At 63.3% G+C, this 19,267-nt stretch carries 16 protein-coding genes and 2 pseudogenes; 12 read left to right on the top strand and 6 right to left on the bottom strand.

Annotated elements, in window-relative coordinates; translation table 11 throughout:
- Positions 1-130 precede the first annotated feature (130 nt).
- The 10 genes from RHO23_RS00620 to RHO23_RS00575 are packed head-to-tail and all read left to right on the top strand — an operon-like array spanning position 131 to position 10,706.
- Complete coding sequence (locus RHO23_RS00620; protein WP_046252679.1) at positions 131-988, top strand: MlaE family ABC transporter permease; 858 nt, start codon at positions 131-133, stop codon at positions 986-988.
- 1 nt (position 989) lies between these two features.
- Entirely contained in the window at positions 990-1,847 is an 858-nt protein-coding gene (locus RHO23_RS00615) for an MlaE family ABC transporter permease (RefSeq protein ID WP_046252678.1), read from the top strand.
- Positions 1,848-3,416 carry an MlaD family protein gene (locus RHO23_RS00610; RefSeq protein ID WP_046252677.1) on the top strand — a complete coding sequence of 523 codons (1,569 nt, stop codon included), beginning with the start codon at positions 1,848-1,850 and terminating at the stop codon, positions 3,414-3,416. It begins immediately after the preceding gene.
- Positions 3,413-4,471 (top strand): MlaD family protein, encoded by a 1,059-nt coding sequence (locus tag RHO23_RS00605; RefSeq protein WP_046252676.1) that lies wholly within the window; start codon positions 3,413-3,415, stop codon positions 4,469-4,471. Before RHO23_RS00610 ends, RHO23_RS00605 begins: the two co-directional genes overlap by 4 nt.
- Positions 4,464-5,510 (top strand): MCE family protein, encoded by a 1,047-nt coding sequence (locus RHO23_RS00600; RefSeq protein ID WP_064407925.1) that lies wholly within the window; start codon positions 4,464-4,466, stop codon positions 5,508-5,510. Before RHO23_RS00605 ends, RHO23_RS00600 begins: the two co-directional genes overlap by 8 nt.
- Positions 5,507-6,625 carry an MCE family protein gene (locus tag RHO23_RS00595; RefSeq protein ID WP_046252674.1) on the top strand — a complete coding sequence of 373 codons (1,119 nt, stop codon included), beginning with the start codon at positions 5,507-5,509 and terminating at the stop codon, positions 6,623-6,625. Before RHO23_RS00600 ends, RHO23_RS00595 begins: the two co-directional genes overlap by 4 nt.
- Positions 6,625-7,950, top strand: coding sequence for an MlaD family protein (locus RHO23_RS00590; RefSeq protein ID WP_423488524.1), 1,326 nt, complete (start codon positions 6,625-6,627; stop codon positions 7,948-7,950). Before RHO23_RS00595 ends, RHO23_RS00590 begins: the two co-directional genes overlap by 1 nt.
- Positions 7,947-9,197, top strand: a complete 1,251-nt coding sequence (locus tag RHO23_RS00585; RefSeq protein WP_046252672.1) for an MlaD family protein — start codon at positions 7,947-7,949, stop codon at positions 9,195-9,197. The genes RHO23_RS00590 and RHO23_RS00585 overlap by 4 nt, the downstream gene beginning before the upstream one ends.
- A 46-nt stretch (positions 9,198-9,243) precedes the next feature.
- Positions 9,244-9,912, top strand: coding sequence for a DUF3329 domain-containing protein (locus RHO23_RS00580; protein ID WP_423488523.1), 669 nt, complete (start codon positions 9,244-9,246; stop codon positions 9,910-9,912).
- Positions 9,913-9,932: 20 nt separating this feature from the next.
- Positions 9,933-10,706 carry a mannan-binding protein gene (locus RHO23_RS00575; protein WP_057966544.1) on the top strand — a complete coding sequence of 258 codons (774 nt, stop codon included), beginning with the start codon at positions 9,933-9,935 and terminating at the stop codon, positions 10,704-10,706.
- Positions 10,707-10,774: 68 nt separating this feature from the next.
- Here the strand turns inward: RHO23_RS00575 and RHO23_RS00570 are convergent, their stop codons facing one another.
- The 4 genes and pseudogenes from RHO23_RS00570 to RHO23_RS00555 form a co-directional block, all read right to left on the bottom strand.
- Positions 10,775-12,055, bottom strand: coding sequence for an acetyl-CoA C-acyltransferase (locus tag RHO23_RS00570; protein ID WP_423488522.1), 1,281 nt, complete (start codon positions 12,053-12,055; stop codon positions 10,775-10,777).
- Between the two features lie 10 nt (positions 12,056-12,065).
- Positions 12,066-12,520, bottom strand: a pseudogene (locus tag RHO23_RS00565) (DUF4345 family protein).
- Between the two features lie 144 nt (positions 12,521-12,664).
- Entirely contained in the window at positions 12,665-13,849 is a 1,185-nt protein-coding gene (locus RHO23_RS00560) for an NAD-dependent formate dehydrogenase (protein ID WP_423488521.1), read from the bottom strand.
- 156 nt (positions 13,850-14,005) lie between these two features.
- Positions 14,006-14,896 carry a LysR family transcriptional regulator gene (locus tag RHO23_RS00555; protein ID WP_423489140.1) on the bottom strand — a complete coding sequence of 297 codons (891 nt, stop codon included), beginning with the start codon at positions 14,894-14,896 and terminating at the stop codon, positions 14,006-14,008.
- Positions 14,897-15,067: 171 nt separating this feature from the next.
- On the opposite strand from RHO23_RS00555, the pseudogene RHO23_RS00550 reads away from it, so the two are divergent.
- Positions 15,068-16,197, top strand: a pseudogene (locus tag RHO23_RS00550) (FUSC family protein); the annotation flags it as partial.
- Between the two features lie 278 nt (positions 16,198-16,475).
- On the opposite strand, the gene arsC reads toward RHO23_RS00550, so the two are convergent.
- Positions 16,476-16,817, bottom strand: coding sequence for an arsenate reductase (glutaredoxin) (gene arsC, locus RHO23_RS00545; RefSeq protein ID WP_030094406.1), 342 nt, complete (start codon positions 16,815-16,817; stop codon positions 16,476-16,478).
- Between the two features lie 942 nt (positions 16,818-17,759).
- Here arsC and RHO23_RS00540 point away from each other — a divergent pair.
- The gene (locus RHO23_RS00540) at positions 17,760-19,031 is read left to right on the top strand and encodes a fatty acid desaturase family protein (protein WP_423488520.1); all 1,272 of its coding nucleotides are present in this window, start codon (positions 17,760-17,762) and stop codon (positions 19,029-19,031) included.
- Here RHO23_RS00540 and RHO23_RS00535 read toward each other — a convergent pair.
- Positions 19,028-19,186 carry a DUF6307 family protein gene (locus RHO23_RS00535; protein WP_193606334.1) on the bottom strand — a complete coding sequence of 53 codons (159 nt, stop codon included), beginning with the start codon at positions 19,184-19,186 and terminating at the stop codon, positions 19,028-19,030. The two genes, RHO23_RS00540 and RHO23_RS00535, sit on opposite strands and share 4 nt — an antisense overlap.
- Between the last annotated feature and the right edge of the window lie 81 nt (positions 19,187-19,267).

The raw sequence follows: 19,267 nt of genomic DNA, 5'->3' as shown, positions 1-19,267 counted from the left end.
AACCGAATAGCCCATGATGTCCGAGACGTACTCGTAGATTGCTGGGATTTGTGTTCCAGGTCACACAGGGAGCCGCATTGATTGCCGTAGCCGCAACCACTCTGAGCTGCGTCTGCGCGGGCCACCTGCGATGACCACACAAGACGAGCGCCGCGCCACCACTGATGGCGTTGCGGCGATCCAGGATTGGACGACCGGATACGTCAAGCGCCACCCCCTTGAATCACTCAAGACCGTCGGCGAGCAGTTCATGCTCGGAGTCCGCACCATCCAGTGGTTCTTCATCGACCTGTTCACCGGCCAATTCCAGTGGCAGGAGTTCGTCAGGCAGGGCGCCTTCCAGGCCGGCACCGCCGTCGTGCCCGTCATCCTGGTCACCCTGCCCATCGGTGTCACGCTCTCCATCCAGTTCGCACTGCTCGCCGGGCAGGTCGGTGCGACATCACTGGCCGGTGCGGCCAGTGGCATCGCCATCATCCGGCAGGCTGCCTCACTCGTGGCCGCTCTCCTGATGTCCGCGGCCGTGGGTTCGGCGATCACCGCCGACCTCGGCTCGCGCACCATGCGCGAGGAGACCGACGCCATGGAGGTCATGGGCGTCTCGGTGATCCGGCGACTCGTCGTCCCCCGCTTCGCCGCCGCCATCATGATCGGTATCGCGCTCACCGGAGTCGTGTGCTTCGTCGGATTCCTCGGCGCCTACCTATTCAATGTCTACTGGCAGAACGGCGCCCCGGGCAGCTTCGTCACAACCTTCTCCGCCTTCGCGACCCCCGGCGACATGATCCTGGCCCTCATCAAGGCCGTTATCTACGGCGCCATCGTGGCAGTGGTGGCCTGCCAGAAGGGTCTGTCCACCAAGGGCGGCCCGATCGGTGTCGCCAACTCGGTGAATGCGGCCGTCGTGGAATCGATCCTGCTGCTGATGACGGTCAACCTCGCCATCAGCCAGCTGTACATCATGATGTTCCCGCGGACGGGGCTGTGACATGACCGCATCAACTTATGTGCCCCCGATTGCACGGCCCTTCGTCGGCATCTACAACAAGGCGCAGAAGCCGATCACCCGGCTCGGTCACATGGTCGCGTTCTTCTTCCGCGCGATCGCCGGCGTACCCATTGTGCTGCGCCACTACTGGAAAGAATTCCTGCGGCATCTGTCCGATATCGCCTGGGGCAACGGGTCTCTCGTGGTCGGTGGTGGTACCGCGGGCGTCATGATCGTCCTCGGCATCATCGCCGGTGGACTGGTGGCCATCGAGGGCTACAACTTCCTGGACCTGCTGGGGCTGGGCCCGGCCACCGGCATCATCTCCTCCTTGGTGAACACCCGTGAACTCGCCCCGATCATGGCCGCGATCGCCTTCGCCACCCAGGCCGGCTGCCGCTTCACCGCACAGCTCGGTGCCATGCGCATCTCCGAAGAGATCGATGCCATGGACTCCATCGCGATCCGGCCCATCCCCTACCTGGTGACCACCCGGCTGATGGCGGCCACCGTGGTCACCATTCCCCTGTACGTCGCGTGCCTTGCCGTCAGCTACCTGTCCTGCCAGATCATGGTGGGGATCATGAGCGGTGGATCCATCGGTTCGTACCTGCACTACTTCGGTATCGGCGTGAGTGGCATCGACATCTTCTACTCGGTCATCAAGGCGATCATCTTCGTGTGGCTCGCCTCGACCATCCAGTGCTACTACGGCTTCTACGCCAGCGGCGGCCCCGAAGGCGTGGGCGTAGCTGCGGGGCATGCCATGCGCGCTGCCATCACACTCGTGATCATCGTCAACATGCTGCTCACCATGGCGCTCTGGAGCGTCGACGCAGGTGCGAGGTTGGGTGGCTAGATGGCGGCGAATTCCTTTGAGACGGACGGCCGTGGACCATCCGAGAAGCTCCTGCTGGGCACCGGCGTCGCGATGATCGTGGTGGCCGCACTGGTCACCGGCGTGATGATGCTGAAGTCCACGGGGCGTCTCAACGACTTCGTCCGTGTGGTTGCCGATCTCAACAACGTCGGTGACGGGCTGCCCCAGAAATCCGACGTGAAGTACCACGGTGTTCTGGTTGGCGAGGTCGATGGGGTCACACCCGCCGCCAACGGCCAGCCCAACTTCGTGCACATCAACCTCAAGCCGCAATACGCCAAGTCCATCCCCAGCACCGCCACCGCTCGCGTTGTCCCCAGCAACGTCTTCGCGGTGTCCTCGGTGCAGCTGGTGGACCGGGGGCAGGGTGCTCCGATCCGCGCGGGCGCACACATCGCCGAGGACACCCAGCTGCCGACCGTTCTGTTCCAGACAACGGTGAGCAAGCTGCGCGATGTCCTCACCGCGACCGGTCGCGGCCGCGACGACCACTCCACCGGCATCCTGGCCGCGCTGGGAGCCGCGACCGACAACCGCCGCGTCAAGCTCCTTACCGGCGGTGCGCAGCTGAACCGCCTCATCGCCCAGCTCAACGACATCGTGGTGACCGACACCGGCCCGTCCACGGTCAAGGCTCTGCTCGACGCGACCGAGGGGCTCAAGCAGACCGCACCCGAACTGCTCGACTCGCTGCACCAGGCCGTCAAACCGATGCAGACATTTGTCGAAAAACGCGAACAGCTGACCAGCCTGATCAACGGCGGCCTCACGACGGTGGGCACCACCCGGCAGGCCTTCGACAATCACACCGATCAGCTGATCGGCATCACCACAGAACTGACGCCCGTCCTCGGCACGTTCTCGAACAACGCGGGCAAGTTCCAGATGATCTTCCAGAAGATCAACCAGATGAATCAGAAATGGTTCGAGAATCCCTGGCTGTCCGACGTGGATACCGGCAACATGCGGGTGAACCTCTCGCTGACTCCCGGATACAGCTACACGCGAGCCGACTGCCCACGCTATGGCGAGCTCAAGGGTCCCAGCTGCTTCACCGCACCCGAGCTCGTGGTGCGTCCAGACCTGCCGGAAGAACTGCTTCCCCAGAACTACAAGGTGCCGCCGGACCTGCAGCCACCACGCGGAACTGTAGTGGGCCCCAACGGAAATCTGATCGCGGTCGGCCCGCCGTACGTGGTGCCGCCCGGCGGCCCGAACCTGACCGACCCGAACCCCCCACTGCCACCGTGGCAGGCGGTGCCGGTGCCGCGCGTCCCCGGGACCGCGGATCCCGATCTCCTGGAGCCGCCGCCACCACCACCTCCCCCGCTGCCGGCCGCACCGGTTGCTCCCGGCGCACGGGACGGTGGCGGCGCACCGATCGCACCGGCATCGTTCGGCGGGACGGTGGGCCCGGTAGGTAGCGCGGTGGAACGCACTCAGCTCAGTGTCATCACCGATAAGCCTGCTAGCTCCTCCACACAGCTGCTGCTCGGCCCGGTCGTGCGGGGCACCACGGTCTCGCTCGCGAAGGAAGGATCCCAATGAAGTTCCGTGGTCCGTTGATCGCGCTGGTCGTCTTCATGGCGGTCGCGATGGTGCTGACGTGGCTGGTGTATGCCACGTTGCGCCGTGATGTGGCGGGCGGGACCACGGCGTACTCGGCGGTCTTCACCGATGTGTACGGGTTGCGAGACGGTGATGACGTCCGCATGGCCGGTGTACGCGTGGGACGTGTGGAGAAGATCGAGCTGGTCAACAACAACCAGGCCAAGGTCGACTTCGTCGTCCAGAACGACCAGAAGCTGTACGGCAACACCCTTGCCTCCGTGACGTATCAGAACATCGTCGGTCAGCGGTACCTGGGCCTGTCGCTCGGCAAGACCGGTGACACCAACGTGCTGGCGGCGGGGTCGACGATTCCGCTGGAGCGCACCGATCCTTCCTTCGATGTCACCACGCTGCTCAACGGATACGAGCCACTGTTCAGCACGCTCTCACCGGAGCAGGCCGACAATCTCACCAAGGGCGTCATCCAGTCCCTGCAGGGTGATCAGGCCTCGATCACCTCGCTGGTCGACCAAACCTCCACGCTGACAAAGACCTTCGCAGGACGCGACCAGGTGCTGGGCAATGTGATCACCAGCCTGAGCACAGTGACGGGAAACTTGGCGCAGCAGAATGACAGTCTTGACAAGGCCATCACGAACACCCGGAAGGTCGTGGCGGATTTCGACTCCCGCCGTCCGGAGCTGGTCAACTCGGTGGGCTCACTGGCACAGACCCTGCGGCGGGTGTCAAAGATCACCGACGAGGTCTACCCGTCACTCGATGAACTCATCACGCGCCAACCAGGTTTCGCCAAGCACATGGTGCAGATCGAGCCGAAGCTGGCCTTCCTCGGCGGCAACCTACCGCTGCTGCTCAAGGGCTTGGCCCGTATCACCGGTGACGGCGCCTACGGCAACGCTTACATCTGCGATCTGAACATCACCGGCTTCTTCCCGGGCCTCAACGACGTGGTGCCGATCATCGTCAACGCGGCGACACCCGGCAACGTCACCCAGCACACCCCGCGATGCAGGAACCTGGCCAATGGCTGAACAAACGAGATGGCAGAAGATCAAGAACCGGCCGGTCGAGACCTACAACAAGACCTGGCTCGGGTTCATCGCGATCGCGGTGATCGGCGCACTCGTGGGCGGGATGCTACTTGTCAAGGCAATCGGTTTCGGGTACACCACCTACACCGCCGAGTTCGCGCAGGCGGCATCGCTGCGGTCCGGTCAGCCCATCACCGTGGCGGGCATCCCGCTGGGAACGGTCACCAGCATGAAGCTGGTCGGAGATCACGTCGAGGCCAAGCTCTCGGTCAGCGATGACGTGAAGCTGGGTAAGGACACCAAGGCCGCGATACGGGTGACCACGATCCTCGGTTCCCGATACCTGGACCTGCGCCCGGAAGGACCGGGGTCGTTGCCCAACAAGACAATCGACCTCGCCCACACGGAGGTCCCCTACGACTTGCAGGCGACCCTGAAGGACGTGACGAACACCTTCGACCAGGTCGATTTCGACAAGGTGGCTCAGTCGTTGAGCATTCTGGGTAAACAGCTCGACGGGCTGCCCGAGGTGGTCCCCCAGGCCATGCAGAACATCCAGACACTGTCGGGAATCATCGCCGAACGACGAGACCAGTTGGGCACGCTGCTCAAGAGCACCGAAAAGGTCACCAACACGCTGCACCGTCAGCAGCAGGGCGTGGGAACCCTGATCAATCAGGGGCAGAGCCTGATCGGCGAATTCGTGGTGCGTCGTGGCACTTTCCACGCGATGATGCAGTCGCTCACCAACCTGGTCGAGCAGCTCAGCAAGATCGTCATCAGGAACCGGCCGCAGCTCGACGACATGCTCAAGACGCTGCATCAGCTCACCGACATGCTCGGCCAGCATGACGACCTGCTGCGCAGCATTCTGCAGGTTGCGCCCGTCGCGCTGCGCGGCGTAACCAATGCCACGGGCACTGGCAACGCCATCGAGTTCAATGCCCCCAACGGCCTGGCCGTCGACTCCTGGATGTGCGCAATCAGCGGTCGCGCAAAGCAATTCGGCATGATCCAGTACTTCAAGGACTGCAAATGAGTAGCGGCAGAGGTAAGGCCATCGCCGTCATCGCAACGATCGCGTTAGTGGTCGCCGCGATCGTCGGCGCGGGCGCGTACTACGTGAAGTCGCAGTTGGATCACATCACGCTGACCGCTCAGTTCGACAACGCTTCCGGACTGTACGAGTCCAATGTTGTTGCAGTACTGGGCATGCCAGTCGGCAAGATCACGAAGATCACCCCCCGATCCGGGTATGTCGACGTGGAGTTCACCGTCGACAAGGACGTCAAGGTGCCCGTTGACGTGCAGGCCGTCACCCTGTCGACATCGATCCTCACCGATCGCCAGGTCGAGCTGTCTCCCCCATACCGGGGTGGGCCGACACTCAAGGACGGTGACACCATCGGACTCGACAAGACGAAGACGCCGGTGGAATTCGACCGCGTACTGGGCATGCTCGACAGATTGTCGGTATCGCTCAAGGGCGACGGAAACGGCCAGGGACCGGTGGGCGACATCATCAATGCGGCCGCCGGAGTCGCCGACGGAAACGGCGACAAGATCAAGTCAGGCCTTGACGAGCTGTCAAAAGCGTTGCGGCTCAGCTCAGAGGGCGGCGTAACCACCCGCGAGCAGATGACGACCATCATCAAGAACGTCAGCTCACTGTTCGACGCCGCAGCGGCCAACGATGGCAAGCTGCGCGAATTCTCCACCACCATCCACCAGCTGAGCAACATCATCGACGACGAGGCGCTCGGCACCGGCAACACCGGGCGCAAGCTCAATGATCTGGTGAAGCAGGCCGGCGACCTCCTGGAAGTCAACCGCGACCACATCAAGGCGGCAGTCCTCAACGGCAATACGGCACTAAAGACGGTCTCGGACAACCAACGCGAGCTCGCCGAGACCCTCGACCTTGCGCCGCTGGCCGTGGAGAACCTCTACAACATCATCGACCAGGACAACGGGTCGCTGCGCGCACGATTCCTCACAGACAAGCTGCTGTTCGAAAGCCAGACAGCCAAGGAGATCTGCAACATGATGGGCCTGCGCCAACTGGGCTGCAGCACAGGAACATTGCAGGACTATGGGCCCGATTTCGGCCTCTCCTATGTGCTCGACGGGCTCGCGGCGATGGGGCAAAAGTGATGGCTACACGCAAGCGCCTGGCAGCGATGGGCACGGCAGCGATGCTGGCGGCCACCGTCCTGTCCGGCTGTGGAACCAACGGTCTGGGAGATCTCCCGCTGCCCGCCCCCGGCGTCGGATCGGGCGGCTACCATCTGACCGCCCTGTTCTCGAACATCCTGAACCTGCCGAACAACGCCAAGGTGAAGCTGGCCGGCGCGGATGTTGGCCAGGTCGACGACATGCGGGTGAGTAACTACACCGCGATCACCACATTGCGCATCATCCACGGCGTCCGGCTCCCTAAGGGCAGCACCGCCGAGCTGCGTTCCGCGACACCGCTCGGCGACGTCTTCGTCTCGATTCGCCCCCCGGCCGGTGCCACCTCGGACTCGCCCATCCTCAAGGAGGGCGACACCATCGGCCTCGATTCGACGATGGCCGCGGCGACGGTGGAATCCGTGCTCAGCTCGGCGGCGCTCGTTTCCAACGGGGGCGCGGTACGCAACCTGACCAATGTCATCAACGGTTTCGGTAAGGCAACCGGCGATCAGGGCCAGGCGTTCGGCGATCTGATCAAGGACTCCAATCGCCTACTGGGAACGTTGAATACGCGATCGGCACAGATCTCTGATGCTCTCACCCAGACCTCGCAGTTGGCCGACCAGCTCGACACCAAGAACCAGACTCTCACCGACATCGTGAAAGAGGCCGATCCAGCCACCGAGGCGCTCGCCGCCAACACCGCTCAGCTCTCGCAGCTGGTGCTTCAGATCGGCGCCACCACCAAGCAGCTGCAGAAATTCCCGTCGATCGCGGGCACTGATACCAGCGGACACAGCGTCATCAAGGATGCGAACACGATTGCCAAGTCGTGGAATGACATCGCGCAGGACCCGACGATCGATATCAACGGCCTCAACCGGCAGATCACCACGCTCATCAAATCCACCCCCAGCAACGCGATTTCGGTACGCGTCAGTATCGACAAATTGGTACTGGGATCGATCCCCGATGCCGGGTTCAAGGGCGATATCGGTTCGCACGGCCCCAAGCGCTACAACTGGGCTCAGCTGGTCGGCTCCTTCAAGTACACGCTGTGGCGTCTTCAGGAACGCGTGGTGGGCAAGGGCGTGTACGGCGAGGACGTCCCGATGCGACCGAGCCCGACCGAACCCGGCGTGATCGAGCGCGTGCCGGGACCGCCGCCGGGCGCGCCGGTGCCGGCGCCTCCCGGACAAGCCGAGCCCGCGTCGGCGCCCGCTCCTGGCCCCGTCCCCGGCACCGCACCGGCGCCCGTTCCCGCCACCGACCCCGCCCCCGGACCGGAGGTGATGGGCCAGTGATCAACGCGCTCGCCAATGGCCTGGTCGGCACCATCCGTGCCGGGCATCGCAAGAGAATGCTGCTCTCGGGCATCGCGCTGGCCACCGTGCTGTTGGTCGCGATCGCCTACCTCACGGTGGGTGCGCTGCGCATCAGCCCGTTCTCGGGCACGTACCGCGTCAAGGTTCAGCTTCCGGAATCCGGCGGTCTGCTGCCCAACCAGGATGTCGCGCTGCGCGGCGTCAAGGTGGGCACGGTGCAGTCGTTGGCCATCACCCCGCAGGGTGTCGACGCGGTCGCCGAGATCCAGTCGAAGTACAAGATTCCCGTATCCGCGAAGGTGCGCGTCACCGGCCTGTCACCCGCCGGCGAGCAGTACATCAACTTCGAAGGCGTCTCGGATCAGGGTCCGTTCCTCAAGGACGGCGCCGTGATCTCTGAGGGTGCGCAGGTGCCGGTGACGTTGGCCAAGCTGTTGGCCGATGCCGATGGTCTGCTGGCGCAGGTGGATCCCAAGAAGCTGGAGCTCATCAAGAAGGAACTGAGCCTGAGCAAGGAAGGCCCGCGCAAGCTCACCGAGATCATCGACGGCGGAACCTTCTTGCTGAGCACCCTGGATTCGGTGCTGCCGGAGACCACCAGCCTGCTCAAGACCAGCCGGGTGGTGCTCACCTTGGCCGCCGACAAGAACTCGGGCATCCAAGCCACCGCCAACGAGCTGGGCCGCACCCTGCGCGGCATCGAGAAGATGCAAAACGGCTACCGCACCCTCGTCGATCAAACCCCCAAAACCCTGGGCGCCGTCGACAACCTGTTCGCCGACAACTCCGACACCATGGTGACCCTGCTGGGTAATCTCGCAACCGCCTCACGGCTGCTCTACCTGCGCGTTCCTGCCCTCAACGCCCTGTTCCCCAACTATCGGGCCTCCGTGTTCGACGCGCTGATGAGCATCATGCACGACGGCGGAATCTGGGCCACTGCAGATCTGTACCCGCGCTACGTCTGCGACTACCCGACACCGCGGCTGCCGCTGTCGGCCGCCGACTACCCCGAGCCGTTCCTCTACGCCAACTACTGCGCGGACACGGATCCGGCCGTCCTGATTCGCGGTGCCAAGAATGCGCCGCGACCTGCTGGGGACGACACCGCCGGACCTCCCATGGGCGCCGATATGGGTAAGAAGGCCGACCCGACACCGAAGGGCCGCTTCCAGGTACCCACCACCTATGGTGGACCGACACTGCCGATCGAACCGCCGAACTGACACCTGACCTGCGAATCAGATTCAAGGAGCTACTACCGTGGTCACCATGACCAAAGATGACGTCGATTCCACAAGCGACGCCGAGGCGGACAAGGTCGACGAGAAAGACGCCGCGGACACTTCCGCGGAAACCGACCCGACCGACACCGACGAGGCCAACGACGTCGACGCGGCAGAAGAGTCTGATTCGGACGCACCCAAGGCCGACGACGATGCGGATTCTTCCGGAACGTCGTCGTGGGTGCGTTATGCCGCGATCGGAGCCTTCGCGGCAATCCTGGTCGGGGCTCTGGTGTTCTCGGGTGTCGTGGGCATGAAGGTGTGGAGACAGCACCAGATCGATGCGGCCGGAGAGCAGGCACAGGCCGTCGCGGTCGCCTATACAGAGGTCTTGACCAGCGTCGAGTCAGACAAGATCGACGAGAACTTCCGGCAGATCCTCAACGGAGCCACCGGCAAGTTCAAGGACGATTTCACCCAGGCAAGCATCCAATTGCGGCAGCTGCTCATCGACAACAAGTCGGGAGCAGAGGGCAAAGTCGTGAACTCGGCAATCGAGTCCAAGTCCACGGACAAAGTCGTGATACTGATGATGGTCGATCAGAGCGTCAAGAACGTTAATGTGCGTGATCAACGTGTCGACAAGAATCGAATGAAGATCACGATGGTGAAGATCGACGGTCGCTGGCTCGCAAGCGACCTGACGTACCTCTAGGTCGGCCAGGAAAGGTCATCATGCGGATTTCTCAACTCTTGGTCCGAGGAGTTGCCGGGGCGTGTGCCGTCGCGCTGGCGATCAGCAGCGCGCCGTTGGCGTCAGCGTCGGCGCAGTCCTTCTGCGGCGAGCTCGGCGGCAATTTCGACGGGCTCTACTGCCACACCGTGGTGACCTCGCCGCGTAAGGCAGATCGCGATATCAAGGTGGCCATCCCCGAATTGGTGGACAGCAACCCCGCTATCCGTGAGTACCTGCGCAACTTGTACAACAACTGGAAAGCCAAGGGCGCTGACATGATTCAGGACAGCTATGGCGAGGAGAACTTCCAGATCTTCAACCACGGCAGCACCACATCGATCGTGTTTCACGAGGACTACCACGCCAACGGCCCGCAGGTGAACAACGCCTACCGGACGTTCAACTACGACGGCGGTAAGCGCCTGGTGCTCGCCGATATTCTCAAGGGCGGCGATCTGAACGCCATTCCGCCGATCGCCGAGCCGTTCATCATCGAGGCACTGGATCGGGCCGCGCCGGGGCACACCCCACAGACCTATCCGTTCACGCCCGACCGGTGGACTCCGGACAAGGTGTATTCCGGCGCGTACAAGGCCTGGGCGCTGACACCGGACGAGCTGATCATCTACATGCCGGATTACCCAGTCGCCCACGACTACCCGATCGATTACTCCCCCGGCCAGCGGGTGTACTCGATGGATGGCGGCACCGTGGAAGCGCATATCCCAATTGGCGCCATCGCCCCGATCCTGAAGCCCGGGTACGGCGGCTAGAACGCAATGGGTGATGCCCGCCTACGAGCGACAACGCTTGTAGGCGGGCATTTTCCGTCTTAGGAGGATTACTCCACGCGTTCAAGTACGGCGCTGGCGCCGTGGCCACCGGCCGCGCAAATGCCCAACAGCGCCGTGCTCTTCCCGCTGAGCGCGAGCTCGTTGGCCATGGTGGTAACCATGCGGGCGCCGGTGGCACCGAACGGGTGGCCGATCGATACCGAGCCGCCGTGCACATTCACCTTGTCGATATCGGGTGTGCCCACGGCCTCGGCGCGCCCGAGCCGGTCGGCCGCCCATTTCTTGGAACCGAGGGCCTCCAGCACCGAAAGAGTCTGCGCGGCAAAGGCTTCGTGGATGTCGACATAGTCGATGTCGGCAAGAGTCAACCCTGCCTTCTCCAGTGCTCGCGGCATGGAGATGGCGGGCCCGATGAGTACCTCGTCGGCCGGGTCGACGCTGACATAGCTCCAGGACCGGATGGCGGCCAGCGGCTGCAGGCCCAGTGCCCGCGCCTTCTCCTCGCTCATCAGCAGCACTGCGGCAGCGCCGTCGGTCAGCGGACTGGCGTTACCCGCGGTCACCGTGCCGTCGCGATTGAACACCGGTTTGAGCGTTGCGAGTTTCTCGACGCTGGTGTTTTCGCGGACCAGGCCGTCGCGGGTGACGCCATTGACGGGCACTACCTCACGGTCGAAGCGTCCCGACTTGATGGCGGCAGCTGCGCGATGGTGCGAGCGCACCGCGAACTCGTCCTGTGCCTCGCGGGTAATGCCGTGGATCTTGGCCATCTTGTCGGCGGACTCCCCCATCACCTCACCAGTGGTCCGCTCTTCGATCTTGGGTCGCCGCGGCAGCAGTCCGGTGAACGGCGCCAGGCTCAGAGCGGCGTCGAGGTAGTCCTTTGGCTTGGGCTTACCCAGCGCCAGCGGGGCGGCCGCGTGAATGAGCTTCTGCGGCAAGTTGACTCCGGCATTGGATGTGGAGTCGGAACCGCCGGCAATCATCACGTCGTACTCACCGCGCTCGATCGCGGCGGCCGCCGTGGTGATGGCCTGCAGGCCGGAGGCACACGCACGGGTGACGGTGTGTCCCTCGACGCCGTGCCCAAGCTTGAGATCAAGTGCGATCTCACGAGCGATGTTCGGCGCACCCGCCGGCAGGATCACCCCGCCCCAGACGATGGCCTCAATCTCGTTCGAGGAGATCTTGGTGTTGTCGAGCAGACCACGCACGGCCTCGTCGGCCAATGCAATGGTGTCGATGCGGGTGAAGTCACCGAAAGCACGGACGAAGGGAGTGCGCGCGCCCGCGACGATGACGGCGCGACGCTGATCAGGTGCGGTCATGGCCGCGAGCTTACTCGCGAGTCAGTTCTTTGTTTACACGGGTACTAGGTTCGTAAATCGGCCCGGGTTGCGCCATGGCCCCACGTCGCATCAGGAATTGGGCCGCTCGGTGAGTGCCGCGCCCGCAGCGATTTCCAGCGCGGCGAAAAACCCTGTGGGCCAGGGCTGCACTCGCCGTTCGAACCCGCCGGACAACAACCGCGTCAGCCCCATGCCATAGCTGGCGTAACGAACCGCGGCACGAAGACCCGCTGATCGCGGGCCATCATCACCGGCCTGCGCCAGAGCCAGCGCGAAGGCCAGGGGGATCCCTCCGTACACGGCACGGACCTCGGTACGCGATTCACTGGTCGGTGCGTCGCCGCCGAACATCTGCGGCACCAGTGCGGGTTTCACGAGGGCGAAGATGCCGATTCCCGCATAAAAACCGGCTGCCGCTTTGCGCAGTGACGCGTTGTGACTCATGGAGGCGATGCTGCCAGGATGACGCGGCCCTGACACTGCCAATCGGTGCCAGATCCCGCAGGATCCATGCCAGTCGGTGTTGGAGTGCATGCGAACGCGGGCCGCTGTCAGGAAATCCGTCCCCGACAGCGGCCCACGCGTCGGCTAGGTGCCGGCGCCGGGGCTGGCCGAGCCATCCGCGGTGTAGGACTTGGCTCCGGTTCCGGCCAGCTGGCCGCCCTCGACGATCAGGTATTCGTCACGGATGGGCCGGCGCTCGAAGAAGTCTTCGAGGATTTCCCGGGTTCCGGCCGCATACCTGGCCTGCGCCGACAGCGTGGTGCCGGAGACATGCGGCGTCATCGCCTCATGGGGCATGGTGCGCCACGGATGATCGGGGGCAGGCGGCTGCGGGTACCAGACGTCGCCGGCGTAACCGGCCAGCTGTCCGCTACGCAATGCATCGACCACCGCATCACGAACCGTGATCTCGGCACGTGCGGTGTTCACGATGTACGAACCGCGCCGCATGGAATTGATCAGGTTTGCGTCGAACAGGTGATAGGTCTGCGGGTGCAGCGGGGCATGGATGTCGACGATGTCCACAGAGCTGACCAGGGAGTGCACGTCTGGGTGATAGGTGAGCCCCAGCTCCTGCTCCACCTCGGCAGGCAATCGACGAGTGTCGAAGTAGTGCAGCCGCACGTCAAATGGCTTGAGCCGACGCATTACTGCCTGCCCGATGCGCCCTGCCGCGATGATGCCGACATCGAATCCCTCAAGGTCGTAGGCGCGTTCAACGCTGTCGGCGATGTTCCAGCCGCCGTCGACCACCCACTGGTGCGACGGAAGGTAATTGCGCACCAGTGCCAGGATCTGCATGACGGCATGCTCAGCCACACTGATGCTGTTGCAGTACGTCACCTCGGCGACGGTGATACCCGCCTTGATCGCCGCATCCAGGTCAACATGGTCCGAGCCGATACCCGCCGTCAATGCCAGCTTCAGCTTGGGCGCCTTGGCAATTCGCTCCGCACTGAGATATGCGGGCCAGAAGGGCTGAGAGATGACCACATCGGCGTCGGGCAGCTCCTTCTCAAAAACCGAGTCGGGCCCATCCTTGTCGGAGGTAACCACTAGCTCGTGCCCCTGCGCCTCCAGGTAACGCCGCAGGCCAAGTTCCCCGGACACGCATCCCAGCAGCTCGCCCGGGGTGAAGTCGATGGCCGACGGGGTAGGCAGGCTCTGCCCATCGGGATAGCCGCCGATGACCGGGATCGAATCCCGGGCGTACACGGGCGAGTAACCCGTCACCGGGTCGGGGTAGAGCACACACAAGATCTTCGCCATGACCACTCCTCCACGGCGGTCGTATGGCCGCCAGTTCTCCTGATGCAGATGGCTTTCCAGTCATCCGACGCGTTCATTTCGACGCATCTTCAGTGTCCGGCGCGCTGTGGCGAGGTGTCCAAGACCAAGTTCCGACCGCCCAATAGGCAGAGCCGATCAGGGCTGGTCGAGCGGTGCCGCCGTCTGCGCCAGTGCGCGCGCCAAGAGAGACGCGGGCTCACCCGCAGTACGCACCAGCGCGACCGGCGAGCCAAGCCGCGGTGCCTGCAGCTCCACGACTCGCGCACCTGCCGGCGCAGGTACGGTGGCGAACCAGGTCCGTGCGACGATGGCCGCCCAGCGGCCGGTCCCGACGAGGGCCAGCAGTGTCGCGACGGAATCAGCCTCCAGGCGAGGCGATACAGCGAGTCCATGCTCGGCAGCAGCCTCATCGATGCGATCGCGGTCGCGCATACCCTTGTGCAACAAGCACATCGGTAGACTAAGCGCTTCCGACCAGTCGATCGGATCGGGAGCGTCACGCAGCAACCCCTCGCCCGCCACCAGCACATAGCGCTCCTCGTAAAGCCGGGTTAGCTCGAGCCCTTCGGTCTGCAACCCGTCGTCGTAGACCACACCCGCGTCGAGTTCGAACCGGCGGATGCGGTCCAAGATCTCCGCGGAGCGCAGGCTGGACTCGATCCGTACCCGCACCAGCGGATGTTCAGCACAGAAAGCATCGGCCATCAGCGCCACACGGGTGGCTGCCCCGGGCACCACACCCAACCGCAGCTCACCGGTGAGTCCGCTGCGCAAGGCCGTCACCTCATGCTCCAGCGCGTCACGGTCCGCGAGAATCCTTCGTGCCCAAAGGACCAGGCGCTCTCCCTCCGGAGTCAAGCCCTCAAAGTTCGACCCCCGCAGGATCAGCGGGACACCCAGCTCGTGCTCGAGCTTTCGGATTGCCTCCGATAGCGCCGGCTGGGATACATAGCACGCCGACGCAGCGCGGGCGAAGTGTCGTTCCCGCGCCAGCGCCACGAAATATTCAAGCTGACGGAACTGCATAACTCGTTCTACCACCAGCGATCGGTACCGCCTATCGGCTCAGCGGCAATGTCTCTTGGACAGGTCCAGTGCTGAACTCACACACTGGTTGCCATCATCACCACCAAGGCTTGGGAGCACACCCGTCCGGATCGCCACGATCACCGGCACGCACTCCGGGTAGGCGCAGGTTTGGCTCTCCCCGGGGTGGTGCTGCTGGTCTTCGGGCGGCCCGAGTTACTGGTGTACATCGTCTTCGGTTCTTTTACCGGAATCTACGGCCGCGCCGAATCCGGCTGGCGCCGAGCACGTCACCAGATCCAGGCGGGGACTCTCCTCTGCGTGGGAGTCGCACTCGGCGTGATGCTTTCGTCGCTGCATGCCAGAACCTGGATGCTGGTCGCGGTTGAGGTGACATTCGCGCTGGCCGGATCGGTGGTGGCCGACGCGTTACGCCTACGGCCGACGGGGCCCTTCTTCTTCCTCTTCGCCACAGGCGCCACGGCCACCGTGCCAGCGGGTCTGATCGCCCCGCTGGGCGCCATCGGACTGTGCCTGTCGACGGCATTGCTGTCGATTCTGATCGGTCTCATCGGATCATCGGGCGAGACCCCGACGCCGCGTGTGAAGCGTCGTCGCCTCCCGCCCGATGTCGGCATGCATGCGCTGCGCTACGCGCTGGCGGTCGCCGCAGCGGGCGGGACCGGACTGCTGCTGGGCTTCGATCACGCCAACTGGGCGATGGCCGCCGCTGCCGTACCACTGTCCGCGATCGACGTCGAACGGCCGTCAGATCGAGCACTTCAGGGAGTGCTGGCACGGGCAGCCCACCGGACCGCAGGAACTGTAGCGGGCCTGATACTCACCGGAGTGCTTATGACGCTGGGCCTTCCGGCTGTCGCGGCAGGCGCACTGGTGATTGCGCTCCTGTTCCCCACCGAGCTGTTTATGGCTCGCCACTACGCGCTGGCGGTTGGCTTCTTCACTCCGCTGGTGATGCTGATGACCGAATTAGCCGACCCCGCAGATCCGTTCACCCTGATCCTGTACCGCGGCCTGGACACCGTGATCGGCGTCGCCGCCGGGGTGACAGCCGCCGCGGTGGTAGGCAGACGGGATGCCATGCGCCGCTAGACCCGCGCCAGATCCTTGGCTAGACGAGTGGCACCGACGCTCATGTAACCGCCGGTCAGCACTACCAACGCGGCAGCACTGACGCGAGGAATGTCGCCTCGGATCAGATGCGCGGTGCCGTGCACGGTGTCGGTGACATCGACCATCAGCGCGAGCCGCTGCCACCGGAATTGCTCAGAGGTGGGCGAGGTCAGGTAGCCGAGACCGAGAGCAACCGCGCGAACACCGAATATCCTTGTCATGTAGACCAGTTCGGGTGTCACGGAGACGCGGCTGGCCTTGGCGAGCACGTTGGGCGCAGCCAAGGAGACGACGCCCAACACGATCCTTCCGATGGCCAGGCCCCGCAGTGCACCCGTGAGACTGCCGTTGGCAGATTCTGGAGTCATATGGGCCATCGTGCCAACAGCCAATTCATCGAACCGGTCGTTGCGTGCCAGATGTGCTCGGAATCAGGACATCCGGTCTAGAGAATTTCGTCGACGGCCTCGGTCGGGCGTGCCATGCGAGTGCCCTTGGCGGTCACCACGAACGGACGCTGAATCAACCGGGGGTGCGCAACCATGGCGTCAAGAAGTGCGTCGTCGGAGGCGTCCGCAAGGCCGAGTTCCTTGTATTCGGCCTCACCGGTGCGCACCGCCTCACGCACAGTGAGATCCGCATCCTTGATCAGCTTTTTCAGCTGCGCCTTGGTGAGTACATCATCGAGGTACTTCACGATGGTCACGGTGGCGCCCGCCTCCTCGAGACGTGTCAGCGCCTGTCGGGACTTCGTGCACCTGGGATTGTGGTAAATCGTTGCGTCCACAGCGTCAACTTACCTAGCGCTACCGACAAATTCGGCCTTGAAACGCCGGCCGGACGCAAACGTGGGAACGCGCCCACCGCAGCATTCGAACACTTCGTCGGCAGGATCCACCTATGTGTAGAAGGGCCAAGGTGGCGTAACATCACAGATAGCTGGGTACTTCAGCTGGTCTGGGAAGAATTTCGCCGTCCGCCACGGAGTTCCGGGAGCGTTCGCTCCGCAACCCAACACTTCCGACGATCGTAGGCACGCCAGAGGTCTGCCATGACTACCCTTCGGCCACCGAAGTGATTGAAAATCATGATGATCCCTGCGAAACGACGCACCCAGCGACCCATGTGCGCCGTCATCGCGGCTCGCGATCACCCAAACGAGGGAATCTCCACATGAGCATCGGCAAGAAGATCACCTACAAGCCCAAGCTGCAGCAGGCTCCGGCGTGGTCTTGATGGTCGCGAGACGGACAGGACACGCACTTGGCGGCCGGCGCCACTACTACTAACCCACGGCGTGCGCGAACGCAGCTAGTCAAGGGCTGTTGAAGAGTCGTTCACATCAATGACCATGAACGACCTATCCAAGGAAACACCACATGAGCACTATCTCCATTGCTATCGCCGTCGTCTCGGTTGGGCTGTTCGTGCTCTCTATCGCGATGGCATGGCAGGCCCAAAGGATGCGAACGCAGCAGCACAACAAGACCGGGACCATCCATAGCCACGTCACCACCACCCAAGATCACGTCAACCAGCGGCAAGACCGAGCAGAAAAGCTAGACGCGGTACCACTGCAGGAGGATGAACCTCTCAGCGCGTCCCCAAAGAAGCGCAGAACCTGTAACAGTCCGCCAACCCGCACCGAGGACGTAACCGGCACTTCGGTCGATGACGTGGGCCGGGAGGTGCACATGGGCGCAGTGGTTCGGCAGAAAGCAAGGGAACTATGGCGATTACCGACGTTCCGGCGTTCGCCCACCTGACCAATGCCGATATCGAAAGCCTGGCCGTTGAACTGGACGCGATCCGCCTCGACGTTGAAGAGTCCCGCGGTCATCGGGACGCTCGCTACATCCGTTGCGCCATTACCGCGCAGCGCGGACTTGAGGTGGCCGGCCGAGTCTTGCTGACGGCCAGCTCGCATCGTTCGGCGTGGTGGGCTGGCACGGCGACGCTCGGCGCCGCCAAAATCATCGAGAACATGGAGATCGGCCACAACGTCATGCACGGCCAATGGGATTGGATGAATGATCCCGAGATCCACTCCTCAACATGGGAGTGGGACATGAGCGCGGTGTCCAAGCACTGGCGACTGACTCACAACGTCATGCATCACAAGTACACCAACATCCTCGGCGTTGACGACGACGTGGGCTACGGAGTACTGCGGGTTACCCGCGACCAGCGCTGGTCACCGCTGCACCTCGGCAATCTCTTTGTCAACGCTGTCCTGGCGATAGGGTTCGAGTGGGGAATCGGCCTGCAATCCTTGGAACTTGAGAAGTTCTTCACAGGCCAGTCGAACCGCAAGATCGCCCTTGAGCAGATCCGCGAGTTCCGGATCAAGGCCGGCCGACAGGTATTCAAGGACTACCTAGCGTTCCCGGCGCTGACCTCACTGTCGCCCGCCGCGACCTATAACTCGACCTTGTCGGCCAACGCTATCGCTAACGTGATCCGCAATGTCTGGGCCAACGCTGTGATCTTCTGCGGCCACTTTCCCGATGGCGCAGAGAAATTCACCAAGACCGACATGGCCGGTGAGCATAGAGGGCAGTGGTACCTGCGCCAGTTGCTCGGCGCCGCGAACTTCAACGCGGGACCAGCGCTGCGGTTCATGAGCGGCAACCTCTGCCACCAAATCGAACACCATCTGTATCCCGATCTGCCAAGTAACCGGCTCCACGAGATCGCCATCCGGGTCAATGACATATGCGACAAGTACGACTTGCCTTACACCACAGGATCATTCCTGATGCAATACGCCAGGACGTGGCGTACCATCGCTAAGCTCTCACTGCCCGACAAGTATCTACGCGACACCCCCGATGACGCGCCAGAGACCCGAAGCGAGCGGATGTTCGCCGAATTCGGGTCGGGTTCGGCCGACGGCCAGGCAAGTACGGCCCGCAGGCAGGGGTTGAAATCCGCGATCAGGGTGGTGCATCAAGGGATGCATCGCCCGCACACCGGAGGATCACCGAGATACTCTCGCTAGCGCACCTTTTCGGGAATTGAGTTCAAGGCACGTAGAACTTCAACCGCAAGCTCGCCGGCGGTATCACTGTCGAGCGATGACGCAGACATCAGCGCTTGCTTAACCAGTTCAACGCGTTTCTGGTAAGGAGAGGTGAAGGTCGTCTGAGAATCCATGATCTCTGTCCTATTCAGTCAGGCTTGTTTCGAGCACCGCAAGGATGCTCCGCCTGACACTGTCAACGCTACTCCTCACGC

The sequence above is a fragment of the Mycobacteroides sp. PCS013 genome (assembly GCF_049532645.1).
Taxonomy (GTDB): Bacteria; Actinomycetota; Actinomycetes; order Mycobacteriales; family Mycobacteriaceae; genus Mycobacterium; species Mycobacterium gwanakae.
This window is presented reverse-complemented; position numbering and strand designations above follow the sequence as displayed.

Coding starts and splice junctions, on each gene's coding strand:
- RHO23_RS00620 (WP_046252679.1), top strand. CDS start 131: ATGACCACACAAGACGAGCGCCGCGCCACCACTGATGGCGTTGCGGCG.
- RHO23_RS00615 (WP_046252678.1), top strand. CDS start 990: ATGACCGCATCAACTTATGTGCCCCCGATTGCACGGCCCTTCGTCGGC.
- RHO23_RS00610 (WP_046252677.1), top strand. CDS start 1,848: ATGGCGGCGAATTCCTTTGAGACGGACGGCCGTGGACCATCCGAGAAG.
- RHO23_RS00605 (WP_046252676.1), top strand. CDS start 3,413: ATGAAGTTCCGTGGTCCGTTGATCGCGCTGGTCGTCTTCATGGCGGTC.
- RHO23_RS00600 (WP_064407925.1), top strand. CDS start 4,464: ATGGCTGAACAAACGAGATGGCAGAAGATCAAGAACCGGCCGGTCGAG.
- RHO23_RS00595 (WP_046252674.1), top strand. CDS start 5,507: ATGAGTAGCGGCAGAGGTAAGGCCATCGCCGTCATCGCAACGATCGCG.
- RHO23_RS00590 (WP_423488524.1), top strand. CDS start 6,625: ATGGCTACACGCAAGCGCCTGGCAGCGATGGGCACGGCAGCGATGCTG.
- RHO23_RS00580 (WP_423488523.1), top strand. CDS start 9,244: ATGACCAAAGATGACGTCGATTCCACAAGCGACGCCGAGGCGGACAAG.
- RHO23_RS00575 (WP_057966544.1), top strand. CDS start 9,933: ATGCGGATTTCTCAACTCTTGGTCCGAGGAGTTGCCGGGGCGTGTGCC.
- RHO23_RS00570 (WP_423488522.1), bottom strand. CDS start 12,055: ATGACCGCACCTGATCAGCGTCGCGCCGTCATCGTCGCGGGCGCGCGC.
- RHO23_RS00560 (WP_423488521.1), bottom strand. CDS start 13,849: ATGGCGAAGATCTTGTGTGTGCTCTACCCCGACCCGGTGACGGGTTAC.
- RHO23_RS00555 (WP_423489140.1), bottom strand. CDS start 14,896: ATGCAGTTCCGTCAGCTTGAATATTTCGTGGCGCTGGCGCGGGAACGA.
- RHO23_RS00540 (WP_423488520.1), top strand. CDS start 17,760: ATGGCGATTACCGACGTTCCGGCGTTCGCCCACCTGACCAATGCCGAT.
- RHO23_RS00535 (WP_193606334.1), bottom strand. CDS start 19,186: ATGGATTCTCAGACGACCTTCACCTCTCCTTACCAGAAACGCGTTGAA.